General features: G+C 62.0%; 35 protein-coding genes. 7 read left to right on the plus strand and 28 right to left on the minus strand.

The annotated features are described in order from the left end of the window. Positions 1 to 3 precede the first annotated feature (3 nt). Positions 4 to 1053 (minus strand): App1 family protein phosphatidate phosphatase, encoded by a 1050-nt coding sequence (locus BLT92_RS02735; RefSeq protein WP_092102917.1) that lies wholly within the window; start codon positions 1051 to 1053, stop codon positions 4 to 6. 49 nt (positions 1054 to 1102) lie between these two features. After that, the gene (trpS, locus tag BLT92_RS02740) at positions 1103 to 2101 is read right to left on the minus strand and encodes a tryptophan--tRNA ligase (protein ID WP_092102920.1); all 999 of its coding nucleotides are present in this window, start codon (positions 2099 to 2101) and stop codon (positions 1103 to 1105) included. Positions 2102 to 2221: 120 nt separating this feature from the next. On the opposite strand from trpS, the gene BLT92_RS02745 reads away from it, so the two are divergent. Together BLT92_RS02745 and BLT92_RS02750 are read left to right on the plus strand one after the other, a co-directional pair. Beyond that, positions 2222 to 2617: a DMT family transporter gene (locus tag BLT92_RS02745; RefSeq protein WP_197679659.1), complete on the plus strand. Its 396-nt coding sequence runs from the start codon at positions 2222 to 2224 to the stop codon at positions 2615 to 2617. Further along, complete coding sequence (locus BLT92_RS02750) at positions 2614 to 2946, plus strand: DMT family transporter (RefSeq protein ID WP_092102923.1); 333 nt, start codon at positions 2614 to 2616, stop codon at positions 2944 to 2946. Before BLT92_RS02745 ends, BLT92_RS02750 begins: the two co-directional genes overlap by 4 nt. A 131-nt stretch (positions 2947 to 3077) precedes the next feature. Here BLT92_RS02750 and BLT92_RS02755 read toward each other — a convergent pair whose 3' ends face one another. Further along, positions 3078 to 3890, minus strand: coding sequence for an exodeoxyribonuclease III (locus BLT92_RS02755; RefSeq protein ID WP_172802543.1), 813 nt, complete (start codon positions 3888 to 3890; stop codon positions 3078 to 3080). 84 nt (positions 3891 to 3974) lie between these two features. On the opposite strand from BLT92_RS02755, the gene BLT92_RS02760 reads away from it, so the two are divergent. Beyond that, positions 3975 to 4463: a GNAT family N-acetyltransferase gene (locus BLT92_RS02760; RefSeq protein ID WP_092102929.1), complete on the plus strand. Its 489-nt coding sequence runs from the start codon at positions 3975 to 3977 to the stop codon at positions 4461 to 4463. A gap of 122 nt (positions 4464 to 4585) precedes the next feature. Here BLT92_RS02760 and BLT92_RS02765 read toward each other — a convergent pair whose 3' ends face one another. Together BLT92_RS02765 and glyA are read right to left on the minus strand one after the other, a co-directional pair. Next, positions 4586 to 5473, minus strand: a complete 888-nt coding sequence (locus BLT92_RS02765) for a bifunctional methylenetetrahydrofolate dehydrogenase/methenyltetrahydrofolate cyclohydrolase (protein WP_092102932.1) — start codon at positions 5471 to 5473, stop codon at positions 4586 to 4588. Continuing rightward, positions 5473 to 6747: a serine hydroxymethyltransferase gene (gene glyA, locus BLT92_RS02770; protein WP_092102935.1), complete on the minus strand. Its 1275-nt coding sequence runs from the start codon at positions 6745 to 6747 to the stop codon at positions 5473 to 5475. The genes BLT92_RS02765 and glyA overlap by 1 nt, the downstream gene beginning before the upstream one ends. A gap of 167 nt (positions 6748 to 6914) precedes the next feature. On the opposite strand from glyA, the gene purU reads away from it, so the two are divergent. Together purU and putP are read left to right on the plus strand one after the other, a co-directional pair. Further along, positions 6915 to 7766 carry a formyltetrahydrofolate deformylase gene (purU, locus tag BLT92_RS02775; protein WP_092102938.1) on the plus strand — a complete coding sequence of 284 codons (852 nt, stop codon included), beginning with the start codon at positions 6915 to 6917 and terminating at the stop codon, positions 7764 to 7766. Positions 7767 to 8057: 291 nt separating this feature from the next. Further along, complete coding sequence (putP, locus tag BLT92_RS02780) at positions 8058 to 9578, plus strand: sodium/proline symporter PutP (protein ID WP_092102941.1); 1521 nt, start codon at positions 8058 to 8060, stop codon at positions 9576 to 9578. Between the two features lie 423 nt (positions 9579 to 10001). On the opposite strand, the gene rplQ is transcribed toward putP, so the two are convergent. The 7 genes from rplQ to BLT92_RS02815 all read right to left on the minus strand — a co-directional run bounded on the left by rplQ (position 10002) and on the right by BLT92_RS02815 (position 14666). Further along, positions 10002 to 10544 (minus strand): 50S ribosomal protein L17, encoded by a 543-nt coding sequence (rplQ, locus tag BLT92_RS02785; RefSeq protein ID WP_092102944.1) that lies wholly within the window; start codon positions 10542 to 10544, stop codon positions 10002 to 10004. 23 nt (positions 10545 to 10567) lie between these two features. Continuing rightward, complete coding sequence (locus BLT92_RS02790; protein ID WP_092102947.1) at positions 10568 to 11566, minus strand: DNA-directed RNA polymerase subunit alpha; 999 nt, start codon at positions 11564 to 11566, stop codon at positions 10568 to 10570. 151 nt (positions 11567 to 11717) lie between these two features. Then, positions 11718 to 12122: a 30S ribosomal protein S11 gene (gene rpsK / locus BLT92_RS02795; RefSeq protein WP_009884958.1), complete on the minus strand. Its 405-nt coding sequence runs from the start codon at positions 12120 to 12122 to the stop codon at positions 11718 to 11720. A 51-nt stretch (positions 12123 to 12173) separates the two neighbouring features. Continuing rightward, positions 12174 to 12542, minus strand: a complete 369-nt coding sequence (rpsM, locus tag BLT92_RS02800; RefSeq protein ID WP_092102951.1) for a 30S ribosomal protein S13 — start codon at positions 12540 to 12542, stop codon at positions 12174 to 12176. A 188-nt stretch (positions 12543 to 12730) separates the two neighbouring features. After that, complete coding sequence (gene rpmJ, locus BLT92_RS02805; protein ID WP_009884960.1) at positions 12731 to 12844, minus strand: 50S ribosomal protein L36; 114 nt, start codon at positions 12842 to 12844, stop codon at positions 12731 to 12733. Positions 12845 to 12905: 61 nt separating this feature from the next. Then, positions 12906 to 13127, minus strand: coding sequence for a translation initiation factor IF-1 (gene infA, locus BLT92_RS02810; protein ID WP_092102954.1), 222 nt, complete (start codon positions 13125 to 13127; stop codon positions 12906 to 12908). 276 nt (positions 13128 to 13403) lie between these two features. Then, positions 13404 to 14666 carry an MFS transporter gene (locus BLT92_RS02815; RefSeq protein WP_231938985.1) on the minus strand — a complete coding sequence of 421 codons (1263 nt, stop codon included), beginning with the start codon at positions 14664 to 14666 and terminating at the stop codon, positions 13404 to 13406. Positions 14667 to 14853: 187 nt separating this feature from the next. Here BLT92_RS02815 and BLT92_RS02820 point away from each other — a divergent pair, with 187 nt between their 5' ends. After that, positions 14854 to 15999 (plus strand): MalY/PatB family protein, encoded by a 1146-nt coding sequence (locus BLT92_RS02820; RefSeq protein ID WP_092102957.1) that lies wholly within the window; start codon positions 14854 to 14856, stop codon positions 15997 to 15999. A gap of 18 nt (positions 16000 to 16017) precedes the next feature. Here the strand turns inward: BLT92_RS02820 and BLT92_RS02825 are convergent, their stop codons facing one another. After that, positions 16018 to 16902, minus strand: a complete 885-nt coding sequence (locus BLT92_RS02825) for a PaaX family transcriptional regulator (RefSeq protein ID WP_092102959.1) — start codon at positions 16900 to 16902, stop codon at positions 16018 to 16020. Positions 16903 to 16981: 79 nt separating this feature from the next. On the opposite strand from BLT92_RS02825, the gene BLT92_RS02830 reads away from it, so the two are divergent. Further along, a complete protein-coding gene (locus tag BLT92_RS02830; RefSeq protein WP_092102961.1) occupies positions 16982 to 17227 on the plus strand; it encodes a hypothetical protein in 246 nt (81 codons plus the stop codon). Positions 17228 to 17256: 29 nt separating this feature from the next. Here the strand turns inward: BLT92_RS02830 and map are convergent, their stop codons facing one another. The 15 genes from map to rplP form a co-directional block, all read right to left on the minus strand. Further along, a complete protein-coding gene (map, locus tag BLT92_RS02835) occupies positions 17257 to 18093 on the minus strand; it encodes a type I methionyl aminopeptidase (protein ID WP_092102963.1) in 837 nt (278 codons plus the stop codon). Next, positions 18090 to 18656: an adenylate kinase gene (locus BLT92_RS02840; protein WP_092102965.1), complete on the minus strand. Its 567-nt coding sequence runs from the start codon at positions 18654 to 18656 to the stop codon at positions 18090 to 18092. The genes map and BLT92_RS02840 overlap by 4 nt, the downstream gene beginning before the upstream one ends. Before the next feature lie 40 nt (positions 18657 to 18696). Continuing rightward, complete coding sequence (gene secY, locus BLT92_RS02845; RefSeq protein ID WP_092102968.1) at positions 18697 to 19998, minus strand: preprotein translocase subunit SecY; 1302 nt, start codon at positions 19996 to 19998, stop codon at positions 18697 to 18699. Positions 19999 to 20286: 288 nt separating this feature from the next. Beyond that, entirely contained in the window at positions 20287 to 20739 is a 453-nt protein-coding gene (gene rplO, locus BLT92_RS02850; protein ID WP_092102971.1) for a 50S ribosomal protein L15, read from the minus strand. Between the two features lies 1 nt (position 20740). Then, a complete protein-coding gene (gene rpmD / locus BLT92_RS02855) occupies positions 20741 to 20923 on the minus strand; it encodes a 50S ribosomal protein L30 (protein WP_092102973.1) in 183 nt (60 codons plus the stop codon). Further along, positions 20923 to 21606 (minus strand): 30S ribosomal protein S5, encoded by a 684-nt coding sequence (gene rpsE, locus BLT92_RS02860; protein WP_092102976.1) that lies wholly within the window; start codon positions 21604 to 21606, stop codon positions 20923 to 20925. Before rpsE ends, rpmD begins: the two co-directional genes overlap by 1 nt. Further along, on the minus strand, positions 21603 to 21983 hold the full coding sequence (gene rplR / locus BLT92_RS02865) for a 50S ribosomal protein L18 (protein WP_092102979.1): 381 nt from the start codon (positions 21981 to 21983) through the stop codon (positions 21603 to 21605). The genes rpsE and rplR overlap by 4 nt, the downstream gene beginning before the upstream one ends. A gap of 2 nt (positions 21984 to 21985) precedes the next feature. Continuing rightward, positions 21986 to 22522 carry a 50S ribosomal protein L6 gene (gene rplF, locus BLT92_RS02870; RefSeq protein ID WP_092102982.1) on the minus strand — a complete coding sequence of 179 codons (537 nt, stop codon included), beginning with the start codon at positions 22520 to 22522 and terminating at the stop codon, positions 21986 to 21988. Positions 22523 to 22538: 16 nt separating this feature from the next. Next, on the minus strand, positions 22539 to 22937 hold the full coding sequence (gene rpsH / locus BLT92_RS02875) for a 30S ribosomal protein S8 (protein WP_009883556.1): 399 nt from the start codon (positions 22935 to 22937) through the stop codon (positions 22539 to 22541). Positions 22938 to 23006: 69 nt separating this feature from the next. Continuing rightward, a complete protein-coding gene (rplE, locus tag BLT92_RS02880; protein ID WP_092102985.1) occupies positions 23007 to 23576 on the minus strand; it encodes a 50S ribosomal protein L5 in 570 nt (189 codons plus the stop codon). After that, positions 23576 to 23944: a 50S ribosomal protein L24 gene (gene rplX / locus BLT92_RS02885; RefSeq protein WP_092102988.1), complete on the minus strand. Its 369-nt coding sequence runs from the start codon at positions 23942 to 23944 to the stop codon at positions 23576 to 23578. Before rplX ends, rplE begins: the two co-directional genes overlap by 1 nt. Before the next feature lie 2 nt (positions 23945 to 23946). Further along, entirely contained in the window at positions 23947 to 24315 is a 369-nt protein-coding gene (gene rplN, locus BLT92_RS02890; protein ID WP_009883559.1) for a 50S ribosomal protein L14, read from the minus strand. Between the two features lie 144 nt (positions 24316 to 24459). Continuing rightward, entirely contained in the window at positions 24460 to 24747 is a 288-nt protein-coding gene (gene rpsQ / locus BLT92_RS02895) for a 30S ribosomal protein S17 (RefSeq protein WP_092102991.1), read from the minus strand. Further along, complete coding sequence (gene rpmC, locus BLT92_RS02900; RefSeq protein WP_009883561.1) at positions 24747 to 24998, minus strand: 50S ribosomal protein L29; 252 nt, start codon at positions 24996 to 24998, stop codon at positions 24747 to 24749. The genes rpsQ and rpmC overlap by 1 nt, the downstream gene beginning before the upstream one ends. Positions 24999 to 25000: 2 nt before the next feature. After that, positions 25001 to 25417: a 50S ribosomal protein L16 gene (gene rplP, locus BLT92_RS02905; protein ID WP_092102994.1), complete on the minus strand. Its 417-nt coding sequence runs from the start codon at positions 25415 to 25417 to the stop codon at positions 25001 to 25003. Between the last annotated feature and the right edge of the window lie 2 nt (positions 25418 to 25419).

Here is a 25419-nt window from a genome sequence, read left to right on the forward strand (position 1 = left end):
AGTTCAGATCGTGGAGATGATGCCCCGTTCGGTCAGGCGCGATGACAGTCCTGCACCGTCCGGGGCATAGATCCACGGCACGCCCTGGCCCCGACCATGGCGCTTCGAACGTCCGCCGGCCCACACGGCTTCGCCGACGGTGAGCTGGCGGATGGCGACAGCGGCGACGTTGTCAGGGTGATTGTCCACGAACTCGCCGTAGACCTCTTCGTCCTTCTGCCCGTCATCGCCGATGAGCAGCCATTTCATCCACGGAAACTCTCGCGACAGCCGCTCCAGGGAATTGCGTTTGTGCTCCTTGCCGGAACGGAACACCCGAGTTGTCGTCGGTCCCCAGTCGGTGAGCAGCAGGGGGCCCATCGGGTAGAGATTGCGGGACAGGAACCGTTTGATCGTCAGAGCCGAGTTCCAGGCCCCGGTCGACAGGTAGACCATCGGAGAGTTGGGGCGCATATAGGTGATCCGGTCATAGAGAACTGCCATTCCCGCGACCGGCGACCTAGCATGCTCGCTGAGGACGAAGGTGTTCCAGGCGGCCAGAAACGGCCTGGGCAGGGAGGTGACCATGACTGTGTCGTCGATGTCGGAGATGATGCCGAACGTCGAGTCCTCACCGATGATCCGCACGGCCGCGGAATCGACGAGCGACCCGTCGGTCCACAGTTCGATCTCCGTCTCACCGGGTTGGAAGTCCCCTGGAATGACCGTATCGATGATGCCGCCCCTGTCGGCGGTGACCATGTGCTCCTCGTCGTTGACGCGCACCCATGCCGTGTCATTGGGCAGGGGCACATTGACGAAGGACTTCCAGCCCCGGATGCTGGCCTGCAGATCCGTCGCCGGCTGCCCGGTCGGTGTCAGGACCAGACGGCCGAGCACCCTCACCCACCCGGTCCCGCCATAGGTGTCATAGGCGATGACCGTGCGCTGATAGGTGTGATCGGTGGCGCGATTCTGCAGCCAGCCGTTGAAACGGTCTTCCATCCGTGCCGCGGTATGCAGCATGTCCGGTGTGAGATTCAGCGGTCCCTCTTCGGGTTTCTTCTTCGCCACGGTTCTTCCTTCACACTCGCACGTCAGGTCGGATCGGGTTGAAGTCGGCTCAGACGAATCCGACCTTGTCGTAGACGTCTCGCAGGGTCACCTCGGCGATCTCATTGGCCTTGGCTGCACCGGCATCGAGGATTGCCTGGAGCTGGGCCCTGTCCTGCAGGAGCTCTTCGGTCCTCTCACGAACGGGGGCGAGCGATTCGACGGCGATCTCGGCCAGGTCGACCTTGAGGTGGCCGTACATCTTCCCCTCGTAGTCGGCGACGATATCGTCCACCGGCCGCGAGGTCAGAGAGGAGTAGATCGTGAGCAGGTTGGACACTCCGGGCTTGGCCTGCGGATCGTAGGCGATCTCCTTGCCGTCATCGGTGACGGCGGATTTGATCTTCTTCGTCAGCGACTTCGCGTCATCGAGGAGGTCGATGCGGCCCTGAGGGCTGGGCAGAGACTTCGACATCTTCGCACCCGGGTTCTGCAGGTCGTAGATCTTCGCGGTCGCCTTGAGGATCTGTGCCTCGGGAACGACGAACGTCTCACCGAACCGATAGTTGAAGCGTTCGGCCAGATTCCTCGTCAGCTCGAGATGCTGACGCTGATCCTCACCGACGGGCACCATCTGCGGGTTGTAGAGGAGGATGTCGGCGGCCATCAGCGCGGGGTAGGTGAGCAGGCCCAGGGACACATGCTCCTGCTTGGCCGACTTGTCCTTGAACTGCGTCATCCGGCTGGCCTCACCCATCGAGGTGGTGCATTCGAGGACCCACGACAGTTGTGGGTGTGCCGGCACCTGGGACTGGACGAAGATCGTAGACTTCTCCGGATCGAGGCCCGCCGCAATGAACTGCGCTGCGGTGCGCAGGGTCCTCTCGCGCAGGTCCGTGGGGTCCTGCTCGACGGTGATCGCGTGCATGTTCGCGATGAAATAGAAGGCATCGTGTGACTCCTGATGCGCCACGAACTGCTGCAGAGCTCCGATGAAGTTCCCCAGGTGCAGGGAGTCGGAGGTGGCTTGAATGCCGGAAACGGTGCGTGGCAGAGAAGAAGTCGTCATGTGACTATGATGCCACTTCATCACCTCGTCTTCGCAGACCACCCCATGCGCGCCGAGGACGTTGAAGGGAGAGTCGCCGTCCCATTTCGGCCGCAGGTGCCCATGCTCGATAATTGTCCTGTGCGCAAATGGTTCTTTCTCTCTGGCGCCATCATCGCCGAGGTCACGGGTACTCTGGCGCTGAAAGGGGCCCTCGATTCCCCCGCCCTCTACTTCCTCGTGGCGCTCAGTTACGCTGCGGCCTTCGTGTTCTTGAGCCTCACGCTGCGCGTGGGTATGCCGCTGGGCATCGCCTACGGGATCTGGGGTGCTGCGGGTGTCGCACTGACCGCCGTGTGCTCCCTGATCATCTTCGCCGAGCCGCTGACCCCGGTGATGATCACGGGAATCGTCTTCGTCATGGCCGGAGTCATCCTCGTCGAGGCCGGCAATCGTGACGATGACGAGCACCTGGCTGCGCCGGATCTGCCCGCGGTCGAGCAAGGGGACGCGGTCGAGCCAGGGGACGAATCATGATCATCGGATGGATTCTGCTCGCCGTCGCGATCATTCTCGAAGTCGCGGCCACAATCAGCCTGCGAATGGCTTCGGTCGGCGGAAGCAGATGGTGGTATGCAGGCGTGGCAGCCGCGTACCTCGTCTCGTTCAGCTTGCTCAGCCTCACCCTGCGCACCGGCATCCCCTTGGGCGTGGCCTATGGGATCTGGGCCGCCACCGGGGTGGCACTGACCGCCTTGGCCGGTCGAGCACTCTTCAAGGAGAAGCTGACGCGGAAGATGCTCCTCGGCATCGGCCTCATCCTCATCGGCGTGCTGCTCATCGAGCTCGGCTCCTCATACGCCTGAGAGGCCCAGCCCCGGCGACATTGAGCAACCGTGAGCAACCCCACGGTCGTTGAGCACCCCACAGCGGGGTTGCCCAGCGGCCGAGGGGTTACCGAGAAGGTTCCTCCATCAGGTCTGGACTGTTCGTGACCCTACTTCGGGGCGGGCAGATCGTAGTCGATGACGAGTGGAGCGTGATCGGACCAGCGCTCGGCCCAGCTGTCGGCCTTGTCGACCGTGGCCTTGGCTGCCGCCTCGGCGAGTGTCGGCGTCGCCATCTGGTAGTCGATGCGCCAACCGGCATTGTTGTCGAAGGCCTGACCGCGCATTGACCACCATGTATAGGGGCCGTCGACATCGCCGCTGAGGCCGCGGTGCACATCGACGAAGCCCACCTCGCCGAAGAAGCCGTCGAAGTAGGCCCGCTCCTCGGGCAGGAACCCGGCCTTCTTGCGATTGGCCTTCCAGTTCTTCAAATCGCGCTCGGTGTGGCAGACGTTGAGGTCGCCGGTGATCAGCACGTGATCGGCGTGGTCAGCGAGTTCAGGCAGGCGTACGGTCATCCGGTCGAGGAACCGGTATTTGTCCTCCTGTTTGGGGGTGTCGACCTCACCGGAATGGACGTAGGCCGACACGAGAGTCAGCAGCGATCCGTCGCCGAGGCGGTAGTCCGTCTCCAGCCATCGACCGGCCCGATCGAAGTACCCGTCCGTTCCGAGCCCTTCGCGGGTTTCGACCGGTTGGGTGCGTGCCATGACGGCGACTCCGGCACGCCCTTTGGCATCGGCGTCGTGACTGATCGTGGTGTAGCCCGTGTCCTCGAGCACCTTGAGTGCGATGTCGTTGGCGGCCCGGACTTCCTGCAGCGTGATGAAGTCAGGCTTCGCACTGTTTACCCAGGTGGGCATCCCCTTTCTCCATGCCGCCCGAACTCCGTTGACGTTGACTGATGCAATACGAATCATGTGTTCTATCATGGCATGAGCGCACTACTCATCCGGGCCTGGGCGTTATACAGTGATGGAAAGAAACATATTTCAGGAGGCGCAATGGCCGTAGACGAGACTTTCGATTCTGAGCAGCTGAGCATCAGCCCGCTCGACGAAGTAGACGCCCGTGAGATGCGAGAGTTCCTGGTCGGTGCGCAGGAGAACTTCTGGGGAGATCGAGACTTGAGCGGCGATCACGACGCCTATTGGTTCCGCCAGTTCGTGACCTCGGGACTGGTCGCCAGATACCGTTCGGAGATCGTCGGCTACCTGCTCGGCGTCATCCCTCATGACGGCCCCGCGTACATTCACCTCGTTGCCGCCCGCACGGATTTCCGCCATCAGGGAATCGGTCGACGCCTGTACCAGCACTTCATTCAGCGCTCGCGGGATTTGGGTGTCTCATCGGTGCAGGCCGCAACCCTGCCGGATTCGTCCGCAGCGATCTCGTTCCACTCCTCGCTCGGGTTCAGCGGTGAACTCGTCGAGGACTATGCCGGTGCCGGAGATCCTCGTGTGTTCTTCGAGCTCAAACTCTTGGAGGAATGAGCCTTCTCGGAGCAGTGAGCCGAAGGGCGCACACGCACGAGTTCACACAGCACGACAGAGACCGACGGCCTCCCACACAGGTATGTGGGAGGCCGTCGGTTTCTCGAATCAATCCGCTTCGCTCAGACGTCTGCCACCGCTCGCTGAGCCACGTCGACGACATTCTTCAGCAGCAGTGCCCGGGTCATGGGCCCGACACCGCCGGGATTGGGTGAGACCCAAGCCGCCACCTCGGCGACGGCAGGATCCACGTCTCCGACGATCTTCGACTTCCCGGTCTCCGGATCCTCTTCGCGAGAGACTCCGACGTCGAGGACGATCGCGCCGGGTTTGACCGCATGGGCGGTCACGATCCGGGCCGACCCCGCTGCGGCGACGATGATGTCGGCCTGAGCCAGCAACTCGTCCAGATTCGTCGTTCCCGTGTGGGTCAGCGTCACCGTGGCGTTGTACTCGCGGCGGGTCAGAAGCGCACCGATCGACCGGCCGACGGTGACACCGCGGCCGACGACCACAACGTGCTTACCGGCCAGTTCGATCCCATTGCGCAGCATCAGTTCGATGACTCCGCGTGGGGTGCACGGCAGTGGAGTCGTGATCTCGCGATTGACGTTGAGCATGAGCCGACCGAGGTTGGTCGGATGCAGACCGTCCGCGTCCTTGGCAGGGTCGATGCGTTCGAGGACGGTGTCCGTGTCGATGTGGGACGGCAACGGCAGCTGCACGATGTATCCGGTGCATTCGTCATCGGCATTGAGCTCGTCGATGACCGACAGGAGCTCGTCCTGACTCACCGACTCCGGGAGGTCGCGTCGGATGGAATGGATGCCCACCTCGGCGCAGTCACGGTGCTTGCCGGCCACGTACCACTTCGATCCCGGATCCTCACCGACGAGGACCGTCGCCAGGCCTGGGACGATGCCCCGCTCGGCCAGGTTCGCCACGGTGGTCCGCAGCTCTTCCTTGATCTCCTTCGCACAGGCCTTGCCGTCAAGGATCTGTGCTGCCATCAGTACTGCTCCAGATCTTCGTAGAGGGGGAAGTTGTCGCTGAGCTTCTTGACCCGAGCGCTGAGTGCCTCGACGTTCGCACCGGGCTTGAGCGCCTCGGCGATGACGTCGGCCACCTCGGTGAACTCGGCATCGCCGAACCCGCGGGTGGCCAGCGCGGGGGTGCCGATGCGCAGACCGGAGGTCACCATGGGCGGGCGCGGGTCGAACGGCACGGCGTTGCGGTTGACGGTGATGCCGACCTCGTGCAGGAGGTCTTCTGCCTGCTGTCCGTCGAGAGCCGAGTTGCGCAGGTCGACGAGGACCAGGTGGACGTCGGTTCCGCCGGTCAGGACCGTGGCCCCGGCCTTGGCGACGTCGTCGGCCAGAAGACGCTCGGCCAGGATCTGTGCTCCGTGCACGGTGCGCTCCTGGCGGGCCTTGAATTCTTTTGCGGCTGCGAGCTTGAACGCCACAGCCTTGGCCGCGATCACGTGCATCAGCGGGCCGCCCTGCTGTCCCGGGAAGACTGCGGAGTTCAGCTTCTTCGCGTACTCTTCCTTGCCGAGGATGAAGCCCGAGCGGGGGCCGCCGATGGTCTTGTGCACCGTCGATGACACGACGTCGGCGAAGGGCACGGGGTTGGGGTGCAGGCCGGCGGCGACGAGGCCGGCAAAGTGCGCCATATCGACCCAGAGCTTCGCTCCGACCTCGTCGGCGATGTCGCGGAAGGCCTGGAAGTCGAGCTGGCGCGGGTAGGCGGACCAGCCTGCGACGATGACCTCGGGACGGTGTTCGAGCGCCCGCTCCCGCACCTTGTCCATGTCGATGCGGTAGGTGTCGGGATCGACTTCGTAGGAGGCGACGTCGTAGAGACGACCCGAGAAGTTGATCTTCATGCCGTGGGTGAGGTGACCGCCGTGGGCCAGCGAGAGGCCGAGCATCTTGTCACCCTGGCGAGCCAGCGCATGCATCACTGCGGCGTTGGCGGAGGCACCGGAGTGCGACTGCACGTTCGCGTATTCGGCTCCGAAGAGGCTCTTGGCCCGGTCGATGGCGAGAGTCTCAGCGACATCGACGTATTCGCAGCCACCGTAGTAGCGCTTTCCCGGATAGCCCTCAGCATACTTGTTGGTCAGCACCGACCCCTGTGCCTGCAGCACTGCGCGGGGCACGAAGTTCTCCGAGGCGATCATCTCGAGAGTCGAACGCTGGCGGCCCAATTCCTGGTCGAGGACTTCCGCGATCTGGGGATCGATGTCTGCAAGCGAGGCCTGCATCGAATTATCAGTCATGTGTACACTCCTGTGGCATCCAAAGTGATGATTGGGAAAGCGCGATCGGCCCGCGAACACCCGGAAGCAATGTTAACAGCGAACCAGATCACATCGTGGGGCTGCTCGCCATCCGGATGGTGAGCCCGGTTCAGGGCGCAGCGGGCCCGACCATTAGAATCGAGCCCATGAGTCGAGAATGGATCCTGCGAGTCACCTGCCCAGACGCAACCGGAATCGTCCACGCCGTGACCGGGGTCCTGGCCTCACTCGGCGCGAACATCACCGAGTCCCAGCAGTTCTCCTCCCCCGATTCCCTGCAGTTCTTCCTGCGGGTCCAATTCGTCACGAGCGATGATTCCGAGGCCGGGACCCTGGAGTCGACCCTCGCCGAGGCGGCCCACCGTTTCGATATGACTCTCAGCCTCCAGCCCGTGGAGAAGAAGACGAGAACCCTCGTCCTCGTGTCCAAGGCCGCGCACTGCCTCAACACGCTGCTGTTCCAGCAGAGCTCGGGTCAGCTGCCGATCGACATCGTCGGCGTCGCCGGCAATCACGACTCTCTGCGTGCGCTGGCCGAATTCCATGGCCACGACTTCCACCACATTCCGATCACCCGCGAGACCAAGGACGCCGCCGAGGCGAAGCTGAGCCGACTCGTTGCGGAGCTCGACGTAGAGCTCATTGTCCTGGCCCGCTACATGCAGATCCTCTCCCCCGATCTCTGCGCTCGGTTGGAAGGTCGCGTGATCAACATCCACCATTCGTTCCTGCCGAGCTTCAAGGGCGCCAAGCCCTATCACCAGGCACATGCCCGCGGAGTGAAGATCATCGGTGCCACCGCCCACTACGTCACTCCCGATCTCGACGAGGGACCGATCATCGAGCAGGATGTGGCCCGCGTCGACCACAACCGCAATATCGCCGACTTCGTCCAGCGCGGTCAGGACGTCGAAGCGGCTGTGCTCGCGAGGGCCGTGGCCTGGCACGCCGAGGGGCGGGTGCTCATGGACGGCCACCGCACGGTCGTCTTCAACTGATCGTGGTGCCCTGACGGTCGAGGAATCTCGGCGGCAATAGGGAGCCGAGAATAGGTCCGACGTCCACCGAGGCATTTATTCTGGCGCATACATTCTGTCGCCGCACATATTCTGCGGTGCCCGCAATCGGCATATGACAGGTGATATTCGACCGATTTGCACACCCCATGAGCGCGGGAAATCCGGGCCTCGGCGGCCCGTGAATGGTTGTTAGCATCTTCATAGACAATTCACACCCGGTGCGCAATCTGCTGTAGAGTCTCCCCGGCTTACAAAAGGAGACGACTAATAATGACGGAAACCACTTTCCGCACAATTGCAATCGTCCTGTACTTTGCAGGAATGCTGGCCATCGGCTGGTTCGCGTACCGCAAGACCAAGAACAGCCTCGACGAATACATGCTCGCAGGACGCGGGCTGCGCGCCAGCGTTGCAGCGCTGAGCGCCGGAGCCTCGGACATGTCGGGCTGGCTGCTCATGGGACTGCCCGGAGCAATCTACCTCTCGGGTCTGGTCGAAGCGTGGATCGCCGTGGGCCTGACAATCGGGGCCTGGGTCAACTGGAAGTTCGTGGCCCCGCGTCTGCGTGCGTTCACGGAGAAGGCCGGCGACTCGATCACGATTCCCAGCTTCTTCGAGCAGCGGCTGAAGGACAACACTCGGCTGCTGCGCATCGTCTGCGGTGTCATCATCCTGGTGTTCTTCACCTTCTACGTCTCGTCGGGCATGGTGGCCGCAGGCAAGTTCTTCGAATCGAGCTTCGGGCTGAACTATCTGGCCGGAATGCTCATCGTCGCGGCCATCACCATGGTCTACACCCTGTTCGGCGGATTCCTCGGTGCCACACTCACCGACGTCGCCCAAGGGCTGCTGATGTTCGTCGCACTCATCGCGGTGCCAATCGTCGCCGTCGTCAACGCCGGCGGACCCTCAACCGTCATCGCGAACGTCAAGGAGATCGACCCCAGCCTGCTCAGCCTCTTCGGCAGCGGGCCGTTCTGGGCCGGAGGCACCTATCTCGCGGTGATCTCCGCCTTGGCCTGGGGTCTCGGCTACTTCGGTCAGCCACACATCATCGTGCGGTTCATGGCTCTTCGGACACCGGCAGATGCCAAGGTCGCTCGTCGGATCGGCGTGGGCTGGATGGGCATCTCCGCCCTCGGCGCCATCGCCACCGCGATCGTCGGAATCTCGTACTTCTCCGAGCACGCCGATATGGAACCAGCCGACTCGGAGACTGTGTTCCTCGATCTCGCGCAGATCCTGTTCCACCCGTTCATCGCGGGTCTGGTTCTGGCTGCGGTGCTCGCGGCGATCATGTCGACGATCTCCTCGCAGCTCGTCGTCACATCCTCGGCACTCATCGAGGATCTCTACAAGATCGTGGCTCTGCGCACCGGTTCGAAGCGCACCCTGCAGGATAAGACCTATGTGCTGCTCGGACGCCTCGGCATCCTCGTCGTCGCGATCATCGCTGTTCTGTTGGCGATCTCGCCGTCGAACAGCATCCTCGACCTGGTGGCATTCGCCTGGGCCGGCTTCGGCGCATCATTCGGTCCGATTGTTCTGCTCACCTTGTTCTGGAAGAAGCTCAGCAACTGGGGTGCCCTCTTCGGACTCATCTCGGGTGCAGCAGTCGCGTTCATCTGGGGACAGGTCAGCACGCCGCTGACCGACTCGATCTACGAGATCATTCCCGGCTTCGCCGTCAACCTCATTGTGGCGGTCGTGGTCAGCAAGTTCACGTACAAGCCCAATGCGGAAACAGACCGCGAATTCGACGAATCTGTCGAGCTCTCACGCGTGAAGTGACAAACCAGCAGCCCGCCTGACGGGACAGCACCCGCTTGACGGGACAGCACCCGCCTGACGGGACAGCGCTTGTCAGGCGGGCCGGTTCGCAGACCCTGGGGACTGAGCAACGTCCCGCGGGCTAGCAGAATCACTGCAACCTACACTGAGCGGCTATTCCTCCACCAGCACGGGGAGGAATAGCCGCTCAGTGTTTCAAGACAGACCACTGGTCCGAAATAACGCCACAGAGAGGAACTGTAGGATCTCCACGTAAAGCCGGTCTGCAACAAGCGCGTTGCTCCTACTACGCTCCCCCGCCCGGGCTCATACTCCCCTGCTGCTCACGCAAGCCCTGCGCATACAGTTCGGAACACCCCTGTGAATACACTTCAGGCGGGCACCCAATCGGGTGCCCGCCTGAGATGCTGCGACTAAGAGGCCTTACTTGGTCTCTTCGGCGCTTTCGTCAGCTGAGTCTGCAGCGACCTCTGCGGTTGCGGCCTCATCGGATGCTTCCTCGGTGGTCTCGGCAGGAGCCTCGTCGACGACCTCTGCGGTCTCGCTCTTCGATGCTGCTGTCTCGGTGGCCTGCTCGGCTTCCTTCACAGTTGCCTGCTTCGGCGAGTAGGGCTCGAGGACCAGTTCGATGACAGCCATCGGAGCGTTGTCACCGGCACGAGGACCGATCTTGGTGATACGAGTGTATCCACCGGGGCGCTCGGCCATGGTCTCGGCGATCGAGGTGAACAGCTCGTGCACGATCGACTTGTCGCCGATCTTGCCGAGCACTCGACGACGAGCGGCGAGGTCGCCCTTCTTCGCTGCGGTGATCATGCGCTCCGCCACCGGACGCAGGCGCTTTGCCTTTGTCACGGTCGTGGTGATCTTCTTGTGCTCGAACAGGGCGGCAGCCATGTTGTTGAGCATCATGCGCTCGTGTGTTGGGGAGCCTCCTAGACGAGGACCCTTGGTTGGGGTTGGCATAGTGTCTTACTCCTAGGTCTTAATCAGTACTGTTCGTCTTCGACGTAGGACTGGTCCTCATCAACGAGACCGGGCTCGAACCCGGCGGGACTGTCCTTGAGGCTCAGGCCGAGCTCGTTGAGCTTGGCCTTCACTTCGTCGATCGACTTCGAACCAAAGTTGCGGATGTCCATGAGATCGGCTTCGCTGCGAGCAACGAGTTCGCCGACCGTGTGGATGCCTTCGCGCTTGAGGCAGTTGTAGGAGCGCACGGTCAGGTCGAGATCTTCGACGGCCAATGCCAGATCAGCAGCCAAGGCTGCGTCAACCGGCGATGGTCCGATCTCGATGCCTTCGGCTTCGACGTTGAGTTCCCGAGCCAGGCCGAAGAGCTCGACCAGGGTCTTACCCGCAGATGCGATGGCATCGCGCGGGGTCATCGACGGCTTGGTCTCGATGTCGAGGACCAGGCGGTCAAAGTCGGTGCGCTGCTCAACACGAGTAGCCTCGACCTTGTAGGTGACCTTGAGAACCGGCGAGTAGATCGAGTCAACGGGGACCCGACCGATCTCTGCATCCGCGTTTTTGTTCTGAGCGCTCGAAACGTAACCGCGTCCACGTTCGATGGTCAGCTCCATATCCAGACGGCCCTCACCATTCAACGTGGCGATATGCAGATCTGGGTTATGGATCTCGACTCCGGCAGGAGCCGAGACATCGGCGGCAGTCACGGTGCCTGGGCCCTGCTTGCGCAGGTAGGCAACGACCGGTTCATCGAATTCCGAGGACACGACCAGGGACTTCAGGTTGAGGATGAACTCGGTGACATCCTCCTTGACTCCCGGAACGGTGCTGAATTCGTGGAGCACTCCGTCAATTCGGATGGATGTGACGGCGGCACCTGGAATCGACGACAGCAGGGTACGACGAAGCGAGTTACCGAGGGTGTAGCCGAATCCTGGCTCGAGTGGTTCGATGGCGAACCGTGAGCGATTCTCGGAGACGACTTCTTCCGTGAGCGTTGGGCGCTGTGCAATGAGCACGTGGGCTTCCTTTCAGCGAACATCCGCTATATGACGTTCGCACTGCACGTCATGGCTTGAAGCCATGAAGAACGGTTCGGGTTATCTGGGAATCCGTTCTGCGACAGACGTCGGGCGCAGGCCCGTCATCTGTTGCAGATCCACGGAAGGATCAGCCGCGGCGGCGCTTGGTGGGGCGGCAGCCGTTGAACGGAACCGGAGTGACATCCTGAATGGTGCCCAGTTCCAGACCGGCGGCCTGCAGCGAACGGATCGCGGTTTCGCGTCCCGAACCTGGCCCCTTGACGAAGACGTCGACCTTCTTCAGACCGTGCTCCTGTGCGCGACGGGCAGCGGACTCCGCAGCCATCTGCGCGGCATAAGGGGTCGACTTGCGCGATCCCTTGAAGCCGACCTCACCTGAGGAGGCCCAGGAGATGACAGCACCGGTCGGATCAGTGATCGACACGATGGTGTTGTTGAAGGTTGATTTGATGTGTGCCTGGCCGGCAACGATATTCTTCTTGAGCTTGCGGCGAGGCTTGCGCACTGTAGCGGCGCGTGACTTGGGAGGCATGTGTTTTACTCCTGATCGAGGTGGCTGATGCTGGTCAACCGGGTGAGCATATTACTTCTTCTTACCGGCCACGGTGCGCTTCGGTCCCTTGCGGGTACGCGCATTCGTCTTGGTCCGCTGCCCGCGAACCGGCAGACCGCGGCGGTGACGCAGGCCCTCGTAGCTTCCGATCTCCACCTTGCGGCGAATATCGGCAGCGACCTCACGACGGAGGTCACCCTCAACCTGGAATGTGCCCTCGATAAAGTCACGCAACTGGACGAGCTCGGCATCGCTCAAGTCCTTCACACGGGTATCGGGGCTGATTCCCGTTTCCGTCAGGGTCTGGCGCGCACGGGTGCGGCCCACACCATAAATGTAAGTCAAGGCGACCTCCACGCGCTTTTCACGCGGGATGTCGACTCCGGCAAGTCGTGCCATAGGTACTGTCTCCTGTTGTAGTTCCGGAGGTGCTGATGCAGACCTGTCCTTGGTCTCCCAAGGTCCTCGGCCCCCGACCGAAGGTATCGTTCTGGCATTGCCGGAGAGGCAATGCAGATGGCGAGGTCTGCGCGGGTGTGGTGCTGCTGAAGCCCCTTACGGGTGCCTCTGTCTGCTCGAAGAGCTGCTCAACCCTGGCGCTGCTTGTGGCGCGGGTTGGAGCAGATGACGATGACCCGACCGTGACGGCGGGTAATCTGGCAATTCTCACAGATCTTCTTGACGCTTGGCTTAACCTTCATCGTTATTCCTTCTTCCGACCCTCACCCCTGCGCAGGGGTGGGTACGAATGATCGAAGATCCTTACTTGTAGCGGTAAACGATTCGTCCACGCGAGAGATCGTATGGAGACAGCTCCACGATGACCCGATCCTCGGGCAGAATTCGAATGTAGTGCTGTCGCATCTTTCCTGAGATATGCGCAAGCACCTTGTGCCCATTGCTCAGCTCAACCTTGAACGATGCGTTCGGGAGAGCCTCGACAACGGTGCCTTCGATCTCAATGACCCCTTCTTTTTTGGCCATATCGTTCGCTAACCTCGTATTCCCGCGAAAACTTCGCGTTCGACGTAATCGTGTATCGTCGATTGACCCCGACGACCCCATGGTCCGCAGCTCTGGCCCACCACATGAAAAGTTGCGGATGGCAGATGCCGCCCACAACAGAAAAAGGGTGAGTTGAGTGAGAACAGACCAATCAACAACCCTACACTACGGTGAAAGATTTTTCCACACGGTGCTGGCTTCCCGGGGTGAACTCCCTTACAATCGGTGTTCGTAATCGCCGAGGCGTCTCGCCGGTCACTCCGTATGCCGAGTTCCGTACCGAGCCCGGATGCTGAAGACGACGGCGACCGCGAGCACGACGAAGCCCATCAGCGTGATCGCCGCAAAGCCGCCGACGGCCAGCAGGGGCCCGGACATTGCCGCCAGTGCCGCGGCCCCGAAATTCATTCCCGCGTCGGAGACCCCCTGCACTGACATACGGTGCCCGGGATCGATTTCCTTGGTCAGCAGTGTGGAACCGGCGATGAGGCATGCGCTCCACCCCAGCCCCAAGACGAACAGTGCCACCGACAGACGGAGAAACGACGACTCACCGAGCGCATCGACGAGCCCGAGGACCAACGACACGGCGAACAGTCCGTGCCCGAAGAGAATCACCCGACCCGCGGAGTATCTGTCGGTGAGAAAACCGAAGACCGGGGACAACCCGTACATGCCGAGGATGTGTCCTCCGATCGTGATCCCGATCAGTTCGAGGCCGAGACCGTGATGGTCCATGTGCAGGGGCGTCATCACCATGGTGGCGACCATGATCATGTGTCCGGTGACCACCGAGAGAAGACCCATGAGAGCGGCCGGGGATCGTCGGATGGCCTGCCAGGTGCCACCTCGGCGAGGGGGTTCGCTGCTCGCATCGCGCGTGGCGGGTGTGATCCGGCGTAGGAACAGCACGCTGAGAAGAGCAAGCGCGAAACCCGCGATAGCGATGACGAACGGCCCGGACAGCGGGTCGAGGCTCAGGGCTTCGCCGAGGCCGGCACCGGGCCCGGACAGGTTGGGCCCGATGACGGAGCCGATTGTCGTGGCCCAGACGACCACGGACATCGCGGAACCTTTGAGATGGTCAGGAGCGGCATCTGTGGCGGCATAGCGGCCCTGCAGTCCCGCGGCCGTCGCGGCTCCGAAGCAGCCCATGCCGATGAAGAATGCGACGTCGAAGTCGACCAGTATCGCCAGCACGATGAGGATGGCGCCGCAGAGAGCGATCGCATAGGCGCTGGCCAATGCCAGTCGACGGCTTCTGTGTTCGGCCAGCTTCGCCAGCGGCACGGCAAGGAGCCCGGCACCGAGGATGGATGCCGTCTGGGCGAATCCGGCGAGCTCCGTGCGTCCGGTCAGGCGCTCGGCGAGGATCCCGCCGACGGCGAATCCGGTGGCGATGCCGATGCCAGAGAAGAGCTGCGCCAGGCTGAGCGCCCATTGATTCCGCCGGAAGACCGAGCGCTGTCGTGCGGGCATCGCGGCTTCCACCTCCCCGTGGTTCGCATGATTGGGCACTGATTCTCCGTTCCGGATCTACCTTAATGCGTCGCCGGGCCGAAAGGTTGCGGGAAGCGGTCGGATCTGTCCACCATCGACGACCTCGAGTCCGTGACCGTGCGTGTCGATTTCGCCCTCTCCGCCCTCCCCCGTCCTGCTAGCGTGAATGCAGACAGTCACGCAACGGCCATCGAAGGAGCATCACGTGCAGGACCTGGATTCGATCACAGAAGATTCACTCATCGCCAAGGGCGGCCGGAAGTGGTCGAGTTTCCCCGGCAGCCTCGGCGCGTTCATCGCGGAGATGGACTTCGGTGTCGCTCCTGCCGTGCGTCAGGCGCTGCGCGAGGTCGATGAGCGTGATCTCTTCGGCTATGCACCGCAATCGATCATCTCCGACCTCAAGTCGGCCACCTCGGCGTTCTGTGACGAGCGCTATGGCTGGCAGTTCCCGACAGATCACGTCGAGCTCGCCAGCGATGTCATCGCGAGCTTTCTGGGCATTCTCACGCACCTGACCCCGGCGGACACCCCGATCGTCCTACCGACGCCCGCCTACATGCCATTCTTCGACGTCGCCAAGGTGACCGGACGCGAGCTCGTCGAGGTGCCGATGATCCGGTCGGAGACCGATTGGTCAATGGACCTCGAGGCCATCGATGCGGCCCTGGTTCCCGGCGCGACCCTAGTTCTGTGCAATCCCCACAATCCGATCGGGAACGTGTACTCCGAGGCGGAGCTCCTGGCCCTCGCCGAGGTGGTCGAACGCAATGGTGCGCGTGTGTTCTCCGACGAGATCCATGCGCCCCTCGTCTTTGCCCCGGCCCGTCACGTTCCGTATGCGAGCCTGAATGGGACCACCGCATCCCATACCGCGACGGCGACCGCCGCATCGAAGGCGTTCAACATCCCCGGTCTCAAATGCGCACAGCTCATTCTCACCAGTGCCGATGACCGTGCGATCTGGGCGAAGAAGGGCAACTTCGTCTCGGGCGCCGCGTCGAACCCGGGCATTCTCGCCACCACTGCGGCATACACCCAATCCAGTGACTGGCTGGACGAGATCACGGCCTACCTCAAAGGCAATCGCGAGCTCCTGACCGATCTCGTCTCCACTCACCTGCCCAATGCCACGTACCTCCCGCCCGAGGGAACCTACCTGGCCTGGCTGGACCTGCGCGGATATGGTCTCAAGGCCGGACTGTCCGAGCATTTCAATGAACGCGCCCACGTCGCCATCACCGAAGGTCGTCTCTGCGGCGAGATCGGTGCGGGCCACATCCGCCTCAACTTCGCTCTCCCCCGGCCCCTGCTGGCGGAAGCGATCGAGCGCATCGCCTCTGTGCTGTGAGCCGAGGTCGCGGCCAGCTCAATCGCTGGGCAGCCATTCGATGAGATCGAACGTCGAACTGGAACCGGCGCGCTCCAGAAGCTGCTGATCGAATCTCAGGTAATACTCCAGATTGCACCGGTCCATCAGGGTGCGAAAACGCAGGGCCGGCTGCTCGGGTCCGACCAGCTCTGCCGGAAGTATCGGATGCGTCATGACCGCCTGGGCGACCTGGTAGTAGATGTCGAAGAACCTCACCAGCGACATCTCGGGCTGTCCGAGGCCCGGTCGGGTGTCGTTCAGGCTCAATGCGGCCAGGGCGTCCTCGAGAGGTGGCAGCTGCCCGGACGCAGCCTCCAGATCGAAGGCACGGGAGGTCATTCGCTTGGCCGCCTCGATGTCCTCGGGCCGAATCGTCGCGAATTCGCACCAGCCCGCTTCGACGACGGCGGGCAGCTGCGTTGCCAGCTCATGTGAGAGATCGGCGAAAGACAGCAGGACCCCTGGGCGCAGCTGCCGGTATCCGAGCATCCTGGCCACGTATTGGAATCGATCGCGCAGCGTTCGCGCGGTCTCTGGAATCGAGTACAGGGCGGAATGGAAACTGCCCTCGTACGTCGGTGCCTCGCGGTCGCCCGCGATGTCCATGAACCCAGACAGAATGCGCTCGCTCAGTCGATAGATCGAGACTCGTCCGAGCTTCTCGCTGGTCAGGAGGTTCCTGTGGACCATTCGCACCAGCTGATTGTGCACGCTGGAGGAAGAGTAGCCGTGTTCGTCGAGGATCCCGACGATGACGGGACCGGGAAGGCCCTGCGCTCGGAGACAGCCGAATGCAGAGATGACGTCAAAGGAGATGCGGGTCAGACGATAGCGATCGCCCACATCTGCCGTACGTTTCGTGTGATCGTGGACACCCGTCATGAGCAGATCCTAACGTGAAAATACAAGGATCCTGTCGAAACGGTCGGTCAAGTCGGCCACGAACACAAGGAGCACCGTCATGGGCGACGAAGCATACGAAACGAATCTGCGGGTATTTCAGGCGGCACGGACCTCCGCGGTCCTGACCGCGTCGATCACGGCTTTCATCACCTTCGCAGCCTTCATGATCGCAGGCTTCGACATTCAAGTCACTGCGGCGTGGATGTTCGCCCTGAGCCTCATGTCGGGTTCGGCACTGTTCGTCGTCATGCACATCGTGACAGCCAAGGACCTCAAGCGAAGGCAGAGGACGCCTCAGCCTTGAGTCGCAGTGGCTCCTGAGCCGTATCCGCCTCAGGTGCCGGCCGGAGGAACCGGTGTGATTCCGAACGGTGCCAGTCCGGCCGCTCCCCCATCCTCTGCGGTGAGTACCCAGACTCCCCCATCATGCTTGGCAACGCTGTGTTCCCAATGGCTCGCGCGAGATCCATCCTCTGTCACGACAGTCCAGTCGTCAGCCAGGGTGATGGTCTCGCTGCTGCCGGCAGTGAGCATCGGCTCGATCGCCAGGCACATCCCCGATCTGATATTCGGTCCGTTCGACCGGGCCCGGTAGTTCAGGACCTCCGGGGGCATATGCATTGACGTGCCGATGCCGTGGCCGGTGAACTCCTCGACGAGGCCCAACTCAGGGGCTTCGCGTGCGACATGATCATCAATCGCGTCACCGATGTCGCTGACCTTGGTTCCGGCTGCGAAGGCGGCTATGCCGACCCACATCGCCTTCTCCGTCGCCTGCGACAGTGCGATGTCCGCCTTCGACCCAGCGGCGTCGCCGCCGACGATCATGGTGAATGCCGAATCTCCATGGAATCCATCGACGATGGCTCCGCCGTCGATCGACACGAGGTCCCCGGATTCGAGGACCCTGTCTCCAGGTATGCCGTGCACGATCTCCTCGTTCACGGAGATGCACACTACGGCGGGGAAACCTTGGTAGCCCTTGAAATTGGACCGGGCCCCGGCCTCGGTGATGACAGCTTCAGCCGCAGCATCCACCTCGGCGGTGGTGGCTCCTGGGACTGCGGCTTCACGGGCCGCCTTTAGCACCTGCCCGGTGAGCAGTCCGGCTTGGCGCATCGTCGCCAGCTGCTGAGGAGACTTCAGCTCGATCCGGGGACCGAAGATCATCGAATGGAGGCGAGGATTCGATCGGTGATCTCTGACACCTCGCCGAGTCCGTCGACCTGGCTCAGCAGACCGCGTTGACGGTAGATGTCGGTCAGCGGCTGAGTCTGCTCGGCATAGACGTCGAGGCGGTGCCGGATGACGTCCTCACTGTCGTCACTGCGGCCCTCGGTCTGTGCACGCGCCAAGAGACGGGCGACGACTTCGTCGATGTCGGCAGTGAGTTCGACGACCTGCTCGATCTCATGGCCCTCGGCTGCGAGGATCCGATCGAGTTCGTCGACCTGTGCACTGGTGCGCGGGTAACCGTCGAGGAGGAATCCCTCGGCGGCGTCGTCTTGGCTCAGTCGATCGGCGACCATCGAATTGGTCACTTCGTCGGGGACGTACTCTCCGGCATCCATATAGCGCTTGGCGAGTGTGCCGAGTTCCGTCTCACCCTTCACATTCGCGCGGAAGATGTCTCCGGTCGAGATCGCCGGGATGTTCAGCGCTTCCGACAGTCGTGTTGCCTGGGTTCCTTTGCCGGCACCGGGTGGGCCGATCAGGATGATGCGTGAGTTCATAAGGTGTGTCCTTCCAATGGATTTGCGCGGCCGGGATCGGTCAGCGCAGCAGTCCCTCATAGTGCCGCTGCTGCATCTGTGCGTCGATCTGCTTGACGGTCTCGAGACCGACTCCCACCACAATCAGCAGCGAGGTGCCGCCGAAGGGGAAGTTCTGGTTCGCGTTGATGAGGACCAAGGCGATCAGTGGAATCAGTGCGACGAAGGCCAAGTAGAGCGAGCCCGGGAAGTTGATGCGGCTGAGCACGAAGCTCAGGTAGTCGGCGGTGGGCCGTCCGGCCCGGATGCCCGGAACGAAGCCACCGTACTTCTTCATGTTGTCGGCGACCTCCTCCGGGTTGAAGGTGATGGCGACGTAGAAGTAGGCGAAGAAGATCGTCAGCAGTGCGTAGGTCGTGATGTAGATCGGGTGGTCCCCGCGCGTGAAGTAGGTGTTGATCCACTCCACCCACTGGCTCTCGGGATCGAAGAACTGCGAGATCAGGCTGGGCAGGTAGAGAACCGAGGACGCGAAGATCACAGGGATCACGCCGGCCATATTGACCTTGATCGGGATGTAGGTCGAGGTGCCGCCGAACATCCGTCGGCCGACCATGCGTTTGGCGTACTGCACTGGAATGCGCCGCTGAGACTGCTCGACGAAGACGACGAGCGCCACGAGGACGAGGCCGACAGCCAGGACGATGAGGAAGATGTCGATGCCCTGTTCGCGGAAGATGGCCCCCAGCGACGAGGGGAAGGCCGAGGCCACCGAGGTGAAGATGAGCAGCGACATGCCGTTGCCGACGCCGTGCTCGGTGATCTGCTCGCCGAGCCACATGATCAGGCCGGTGCCTGCCACCAAGGTGATGACGAGGATGGAGATGCCCCACCAGGAGTCGTTGGTGATGAGGTCGTTGCAGCCTTCGATATTGCCGAAGAGAGCACCCGAACGCACCGTGGCCACGAGCGTGGTGGCATTGAGCACGGCCAGCCCGATGGTGAGGTAGCGCGTGTACTGGGTGAGCTTCGCCTGTCCCGAGGCGCCCTCTTTGTGGAGTGACTCGAAGCGCGGAATCACAACGCGCAGAAGTTGGACGATGATGCTGGCGGTGATGTAGGGCATGATGCCCAGAGCGAAGATCGACAGCTGCAGCAGTGCACCACCGCTGAACAGGTTGATCATCGCGAACCCGCCCTCATTCAGCTGCGGGGAGGCCACACATTCCTGAACCTGGGTGTAGTCGATTCCCGGCGAGGGAATGAAGGAACCGAGGCGGAAGATGACAAGAATGCCCAGGGTGAAGAGGAGTTTGTTCCTCAAGTCGGGCGTTCTGAAGGCCCTCCGAATTGCGCCGATCAAGCGTCCTCCTCATTGGGGGATGAAAAAGTCAGGGTCGTGAGAATACGACCTGGCGAATGAGACAAATACCTGCAAAAGACTATCAGGGTATGACCGTCAGGCTGAAACCGGACGACCCATTCGACGATGGCTGACGGCTGCTGTCTCCGCGACTGTGTCGAATCCAACTTCGGGGTGCGTCTGCGCGGTTCGCGGGTTCATGAAATCGGGCACAACGAAGGGGCGGTCACAGTGTGACCGCCCCTTGCTGGGAACCCTGATATTTCAGACCCGCTGTGCGGGTGCTGTTCAGGCTTCGCTGGCGCTTCCGCCTGCAGCCTTGATCTTCTCGAGTGCTGAACCCGAGAACTTGTCTGCAGTGATGTTCAGAGCCACGGTGATCTCACCGGTGCCCAAAACCTTGACGGGCTGTTTCGCACGCACAGCACCCTTGGCCACCAGATCGGCGACTGTGACGTCGCCGCCTTCGGGGAACAAGGATGACAGCTTGTCGAGATTGACAACCTGGAACGTCACCTTTGCGGGGTTCTTGAACCCGCGCAGTTTAGGCAGACGCATGTGCATCGGAGTCTGTCCACCCTCGAAGCCGTGCGGAACCTGGTAGCGGGCGTGTGTGCCCTTGGTTCCGCGTCCGGCTGTCTTGCCCTTCGAAGCTTCACCACGACCGACACGGGTCTTGGCAGTCTTCGCTCCGGGGGCAGGACGGAGATCGTGGAGCTTGAGTGAGTCGTCGTTCGACATATCAATCCACCTCTTCCACAGTCACAAGGTGACGCACGACGTTGATCATTCCCCGGATTTCCGGACGATCCTCGCACACCACCACATCGTCGATCCGCTTCAGCCCGAGCGAACGCAGCGAATCACGCTGGTTCGGCTTGCCACCGATATCGGACCTGTGCTGGGTCACTTTGAGTTTTGCCATCAGGATTTCGCCCCGCTTTCAGCAGCCGCCCGCAGCAATGCGTGAGGAGCGACTTCGTCCACAGGCAGTCCACGGCGAGCCGCGACCTGCTCTGGGCGCTCGAGACCCTGAAGGGCCTTGATCGCGGCACGAACGATGTTGATTGCGTTGGCTGACCCCAGCGACTTGGACAGGATGTCCTGAACGCCGGCAGCATCGAGGACCGCACGTACCGGACCACCGGCGATGACGCCGGTACCGGGAGCGGCCGGACGCAGCATGACGACGCCTGCTGCGGTCTCGCCCTGGATCGGGTGCGGAATGGTCTTCTGGATGCGAGGGACGCGGAAGAAGTTCTTCTTCGCCTCTTCGACACCCTTGGCAATGGCTGCAGGAACTTCCTTCGCCTTGCCGTAGCCCATTCCGACCATGCCGTCTCCGTCTCCGACGACGACGAGGGCGGTGAAGGAGAACCGACGTCCGCCCTTGACCACCTTCGACACGCGGTTGATCGTGACGACGTGCTCGATGAACTGGCTCTTCTCTTCGCGGTCACCGCGACCGCCGCGTCCACGGCCTTCACCGCGTCCGCGACCCTGGCCGCCCTGGCCACCTTGACCGCGACCACGTGAGGAGCGATCACTGTTGTTATCGGTACGGGTCTCAGCAGCTGGCTGCTGTTCCTTGTTCTCTTCAGTGCTCATAGGGCCAATCCTCCTTCACGGGCACCTTCGGCGATTGCCTGCACACGGCCGTGGTAGGCGTTGCCTCCACGGTCGAACACGACGGCTTCGATGCCGGCTTCCTTGGCGCGCTGGGCTACCAGCTCGCCGACCTTGTGGGCCTTGCCGGTCTTGTCACCCTCGAGAGTGCGCAGGTCAGCTTCCATAGTGGAGGCTGATGCCAAGGTCTTGCCGACGGTATCGTCGATGACCTGGACAAAGACGTGGCGCGTGGAGCGAGTCACTGAGAGGCGAGGACGTTCCGACGTACCGCTGACATGCTTGCGCAGACGAGCGTGACGACGTTTGCGGGCCGCAGCCCTGCCCTTGCCGTAGCTTTCCTTTTTCCCAAAGGCCATCTCTACTTACCAGCCTTTCCGACCTTGCGACGGACATTTTCTCCGGCATAGCGGACACCCTTGCCCTTGTAAGGTTCAGGCTTGCGCAGCTTCCGGATGTTGGCAGCGGTCTCTCCGACCAGCTGCTTGTCGATGCCGTGAACTGCCAGCTTGGTCTGTCCGTCGACCGTGAAGGAGATTCCCTCGGGTGGTTCGACGGTGATCGAGTGGCTGTAGCCCAGAGCGAACTCGAGGTTCGATCCCTTGGCCAGCACGCGGTAACCGGTGCCGACGATCTCGAGGGACTTCGAGTAGCCGTCGGTCACACCGACGATCATGTTGTTGATCATCGTGCGGGACAGTCCGTGCAGAGAACGCGATTCGCGCTCTTCGTCCGGACGGCTCACGGTCACGACGCCGTCATCGAGCGATACGCTGATCGGCTCGGCGATGGAGACGGACAGATCACCCTTGGGTCCCTTGACGGCGACATCCTGGCCGTCGATCTTGACCTCAACGCCGGTGGGGACGGAGATCGGGTTCTTGCCAATACGTGACATTTTCTTCTCTCCTTCCTTACCAGACGTAGGCGAGGACTTCCCCACCCACACCCTTCTTGGCGGCCTGCCGGTCCGTCAGGAGGCCTGACGACGTCGACAGAATGGCGATGCCGAGTCCACCGAGGACCTTGGGCAAGTTGGTCGACTTCGCGTAGACGCGCAGCCCGGGCTTCGACACACGGCGCAGGCCGGCGATCGAACGCTCCCGGTTGGGACCGAACTTGAGGTCCATGAGGAGGGTCTTTCCGACCTGAGCATCTTCGACGCTCCAACCGGTGATGTAGCCCTCGCTCTTGAGGATCTCGGCGATGTTTGATTTCAGCTTCGAAAACGGCATGCTGACGTCCTCGTGATAAGCCGAGTTGGCGTTCCGCAGACGTGTCAACATGTCTGCGACTGGATCAGTCATTGTCATTTGGGCTCTAGCCCTTCCTCGTTACGGTTTCCGCCCACGCGATGCGTGCTTGGACCTGCAACGTAGCGATTATTTGGTCTTGAACGGGAACCCGAGGTGGCGCAGAAGTGCACGTCCCTCGTCGTCGGTGTTCGCTGTAGTCACAACTGTGATATCCATACCTCGGACACGGTCGATCCGGTCCTGATCGATCTCGTGGAACATCGACTGCTCCGTGAGACCGAAGGTGTAGTTACCGTTCCCGTCGAACTGACGATCCGAGAGTCCGCGGAAGTCGCGGATACGCGGAAGAGCCAGAGAGATGACACGGTCGACGAATTCCCACATCCGAGCGCCGCGCATGGTGACGTGGGCTCCGATGGGCTGACCTTCGCGCAACTTGAACTGAGCGACGGATTTCCGCGCCCGAGTCACGACAGGCTTCTGACCGGTGATCAGAGTCAGGTCGTTGATTGCGCCTTCGATCAGCTTCGAATCGCGTGCTGCGTCACCCACACCCATGTTCACGACGACCTTGGTCAGACCGGGAACCTGCATGGGGTTTGCGTATTTGAACTCGTCCTGCAGCTTGGCCACGATGTCATCGCGGTATACCTGCTTGAGGCGTGGCGCTGGACGGCTCGTTGTTGTTTCCGTCATCAGATCTCCTCCCCGGTGCGACGCGAGACGCGAACCCGAACGGTCTTGTTGCGACCATCGCGTTCAACGGTTTCCTCGCGGTATCCGACGCGGGTGGGCTTGTTGTCCTTGGGATCAACGAGCGCCACGTTGGACACGTGGATTGGGGCTTCGTGAGTCTCACGGCCACCGGCGGTGCCGCCGGCCTGAGTCTGCGTTGCCTTCTTGTGTTTGATCACGCGGTTGATGCCCTCAACGAGGACGCGGTTGCGTTCCGGGTACACGGCAAGAACCTTGCCCTGCTTCCCACGATCGCCACCCCGTGACTCACGGGCGCCTGCAATCACCTGGACGAGGTCGCCCTTCTTGATCTTGAGCTTGTTCGCCATGTTCACAACACCTCCGGTGCCAGGGAGACGATCTTCATGAACTTCTTATCGCGCAATTCGCGCCCCACGGGTCCGAAGATACGGGTTCCGCGCGGTTCCCCATCAGTCTTGAGGATGACTGCTGCATTCTCGTCGAACTTGATGTACGAACCATCGGGACGACGGCGTTCTTTGGCGGTCCGAACGATGACAGCCTTGACGACGTCGCCCTTCTTCACGTTTCCACCAGGAATTGCGTCTTTGACGGTTGCCACGATGGTGTCACCGATCGAGGCATAACGCCGACCGGAACCACCCAGAATCCTGATTGCCAGGATCTGCTTGGCACCAGTGTTGTCGGCGACCTTGAGTCGCGACTCTTGCTGAATCACTATTTTCTCCTGTCGTCGCGCCGGTTCTCACGCGAATGCATGAGCCTTGCGGAACGGATTAATGACATTTCACCCCGTTCCCGGTAGCCGCCCACGATCTGCTCGAGATCGTGGGCGGGACCAGGTGGGAGGGGTGGCGTCGGCTTACTTGGCGCGTTCGATGATCTCGACGAGCCGCCAACGCTTCGCGGCCGAAACCGGCCGCGTCTCGGACACGAGGACGAGGTCGCCGACACCAGCGGCGTTCTCCTCATCGTGGACCTTGTACTTCACCGACTGGCGAAGAACCTTGCCGTAGAGGCGGTGCGTCTTGCGCTCCTCCACCTCGACGACGATGGTCTTCTCCATTTTGTCGGACACAACGTAACCACGCGCTGTCTTGCGAGTGTTGCGATCCGCAGGCGTGGCCTCGGGCTTGGTGGTCTCCGCCATCACTTGTCCTCTTCCTTAGCGTCAGCGGGATTCGGACGAATGTCCAATTCCCGCTCATTGAGCACGGTGTAGATACGAGCGATGTCGCGACGCACGGCCTTGAGGCGACCGTGGCTCTCCAGCTGGCCGGTGGCCGACTGGAAGCGCAGGTTGAACAGCTCGGCCTTGGCCTTCTTGAGCTCCTCGAGCAGACGCTCGTTGTCATAACCGTCAAGTGCGTCCATGGACAGGTTCTTCGAACCGATTGCCATACTCACTCACCACCTTCGCGGGCCACGATACGGGCCTTGAGCGGAAGCTTGTGGATCGCAAGACGCAGCGCCTCGCGAGCAACTTCCTCGGACACACCGGCGAGTTCGAACATGACCCGGCCCGGCTTGACATTGGCGACCCACCATTCCGGCGAACCCTTACCGGAACCCATGCGGGTTTCGGCCGGCTTCTTCGTGAGCGGTTGATCTGGGTAGATGTTGATCCACACCTTGCCTCCACGCTTGATATAGCGAGTCATGGCAATACGTGCGGCCTCGATCTGCCGGTTGGTGACGTAGGCGGGCTCTGTGGCCTGGATGCCGTAGTCACCGAAAGACACCTTGGTGCCGCCCTTTGCCGCGCCGCCCCGCTTAGGGTGGTGCTGCTTGCGGTATTTCACCCGACGAGGGATCAGCATGT

Origin of the sequence: Brevibacterium picturae, from assembly GCF_900105045.1 — a bacterium.
GTDB lineage: Bacteria > Actinomycetota > Actinomycetes > Actinomycetales > Brevibacteriaceae > Brevibacterium > Brevibacterium picturae.